Raw genomic sequence first — 3,272 nt, forward strand, 5'->3', positions numbered from 1 at the left:
ATCGAGGCCAGCACCCATCCCGTACTGACCATCGGGATGCAGGAGACCTTCGAACAGGCGGGTGTCGACGCGGTCACCGTGCCCACGCTGCGCCGTGACCACGGTGGCCGGGCTCAGCTGGTGCGGTCGCTCGCCCAGGCGTTCACCGCCGGGGTCGAGGTGGACTGGACGGCTCTCTTCCCGGCCGATCCGGCGCCTCGGACGGTGGACCTGCCGACGTATGCCTTCCAGCATCAACGCTTCTGGATGGCTGCCTCGGGTGGAGTCGGCGACCCGAGCGATCTCGGGCTGGCCTCCGCCGGGCATCCGCTGCTGGGCGCTGCCGTGGAGCTTGCCGACGGAAGTACCCATCTGCTCACGGGCCGGGTCTCGGCGGGTGGCGGTGGCGGCTGGCTCGGTGAGCATGTCGTGGCGGGGACCGTACTGGCGCCGGGCGCGGCCTTGGTGGAGTGGGTGCTGCGGGCGGCCGACAAGGTCGGCTGCGGTGGGATCGAGGAGCTTGCGCTACAGGTGCCGCTGGTGCTGCCGGAGACGGGCGGGCTGCGCGTCCAGGTCGTGGTGGGCGCGGCGTCCGATGACGGGCGACGCGACGTACAGGTGTATTCCCGTCCGGAGGGTACTGCCGGCTCGGGCGCGGACGTGACCTGGGCGTGTCACGCCGAGGGTGTGCTGAGCCCCTCCGCGGAGGGCGCTCGCCTGGCGGCCGAGGCGCTGGGCGGTGCGTGGCCTCCGGCGGGCGCGAAGCCGGTGGCGGTCGAGGGCTTCTACAACCGGGCCGCAGCGGCGGGATATGAGTACGGTCCGTCGTTCCAGGGGCTGCGGGCGCTGTGGCAGGACGGTTCGGACGTACTGGCCGAGGTGGTGTTGCCCGAGTCGGCCGGGGACGAGGATGGTTTCGGTATCCACCCGGCGCTGCTTGACGCCGCCCTGCACCCGGCTCTGCTGATCACCGGCTCCGAAGAGCAGCGGGACGATGGTCAGGTGTGGCTGCCGTTCGCCTGGAACGGGGTGTCGCTGTGGGCCGCTGGGGCGACCACCGTCCGGGTGCGGCTGTCCCCGCGTCAGCGGGGTACGGAGGGCGAGCGGGGGCTGCGCATGGTCGTGGCCGACGCCGCGGGCGACCCGGTTCTGACGGTCGACTCATTGGTGAGCCGTCCAGCGGCCATCGATCAGTTGAGGCAGGCCGCGGAGGCGCGTGGCGTCGACGGCTTGTTCGCGCTCGACTGGGCCCCCTTGCCGCAGGTGGCGGGGGTCGGGGAGGCCATGGCCGGGGCCGGCCGCTGGGTGGTGCTGGGCGCCGACGGCTCGTATCCGGATCTGGCGGCGTTGCTCGCGGCGCTCGATGATGGGGAGCCCGTCCCGTCCGTGGTCCTCGCCGACCTTTCGCGCACCGGTGTCGGTGACGGTGACGGTGACGGTGACGGTGACGGCGTGGCGGCTGATGGTTTGGCGCTGTCGGAGCGAGCGTTGGGGCTGTTGCAGGGCTGGCTGGCCGAGCCGAGGCCGGCCGACGCCCGGTTGGTGGTGGTGACGCGAGGAGCGGTCACGGTCCCTGGTCCCCAGGGCGAGGGCCTTGGGGCGGGCGGCGTGAATGTGGCCGGTGCCGCGCTGTGGGGGCTGGTCCGTAGTGCACAGGCGGAGAACCCAGGGCGCTTCCTCCTGCTCGACCTCGACTCCGAGTCCGATGTGGCCGCGGACGACGTACGGGACGCCGTCGCACGGGCGATGGACATGGACGAGCCGCAGCTGGCGGTCCGGGGTGGGCGAGCGTCCGTGCCCCGGCTGATCCGCGCCGCCGGTGATGGCGGTCCGACGGGGCTGGACATCCCCGCCGCACTCGACCCCGACGGCACCGTGTTGATTACGGGCGGCACCGGCACCCTGGGCGGCCTCGTGGCCGAGCATCTGGTGCGTACGTGGCAGGTCGGGCATCTGCTGTTGGTGAGCCGCCGGGGCCCGGAGGCGCCGGGCGCCCGCGATCTGGCCGCCCACTTGGAGGAGCTGGGCGCACGGGTGCGGATCGCGGCCGTGGACGTCACGGACGCGGCGGTGGTGGTGGATCTGGTGGCAGGGATGGATCCGGAGCATCCGCTGACCGGGGTCATTCATACGGCGGGGCTGCTGGATGACGCGGTGGTGACCTCGCAGACCCCGGAACAGGTGGCGCGGGTGTGGGCGGCGAAGGCCACGGCAGCGGCGAATCTCCATGCCGCTACGGCGGATCTGCCGCTGTCCATGTTTGTGATGTTCTCCTCGGCTGCCGGTGTGCTGGGAAGCCCGGGACAGGCCAACTACGCGGCGGCGAACGCCTTCTGCGATGCGCTGGCCGCCCACCGCCAGGCCCTTGGCCTCCCCGGCGTGTCGGTGGCATGGGGGCTCTGGGCCCCATCCAGCGAGATGACCGGGAAGCTCGGCGAGGCGGACCTGGCCCGGATGTCCCGCTCGGGTATCGCCGCGATGTCCAGCGAAAAGGCTCTCGGCTTGCTGGACGCCGCCTGCCGACAGGGCGGCTCCCAACTTGTCGCGGCTGACCTCGACGTGGCTGGGGTGGCGGGTGGGGGTCTGCCGGCGGTGTTGCGGGGGTTGGTGGCCGGTCGTATGAGGCGTCGGTCTGCGGCTGGTGGTGTGTTGGGCTCGGGGCTGGGTTCGCGGTTGGTGGGGTTGGATGCGGTGGCTCGGCTGGATGTGGTGTTGGAGGTGGTGCGTGGTGGTGTGGCGGTGGTGCTGGGGTTTGTGTCGTCGGGTCAGGTGCGGGCGGGGGCTGCGTTCAAGGAGTTGGGTTTTGATTCGTTGACGGCGGTGGAGTTGCGTAATCGGTTGTCGGCGGCGACGGGGCTGCGGTTGCCGGCCACGATGGTGTTCGACTACCCGACACCGCGCGTGCTGGCGGAGTATCTGTGCACTCGGCTGACCGGTGAGACCGTCGCTTCCGGTGCGCCCGTCGTGGCGACGGCAGGGGCGGACGAGCCGGTGGCTATCGTCGCGATGACGTGCCGGTTCCCGGGCGGGGTGACCTCCCCGGAGGGCCTGTGGGATCTAGTCGTTTCGGGCAGTGACGCGATCGGCGAGTTTCCGACCGGCCGGGGCTGGGACCTCGACGGGCTCTTCCACCCCGACCCGGATCACCCCGGCACTTCGTATGCCCGTAAAGGCGGGTTCCTGTACGAGGCCGACCGATTCGACGCGGGATTTTTCGGGATCAATCCGCGGGAGGCGTTGGCCACGGATCCTCAGCAGCGGCTGCTGCTGGAGGCGTCCTGGGAGGTGCTGGA

1 protein-coding gene is annotated in these 3,272 nt (G+C 71.5%); it reads left to right on the forward strand.

The window, feature by feature from the left end; translation table 11 throughout:
• On the forward strand, window positions 1-3,272 hold a 3,272-nt coding region (locus tag ABZS71_RS35390; RefSeq protein ID WP_356216909.1), incomplete at both ends, for an SDR family NAD(P)-dependent oxidoreductase.

This window comes from Streptomyces sp. NPDC005393 (assembly GCF_040606675.1).
Taxonomy (GTDB): Bacteria; Actinomycetota; Actinomycetes; order Streptomycetales; family Streptomycetaceae; genus Streptomyces.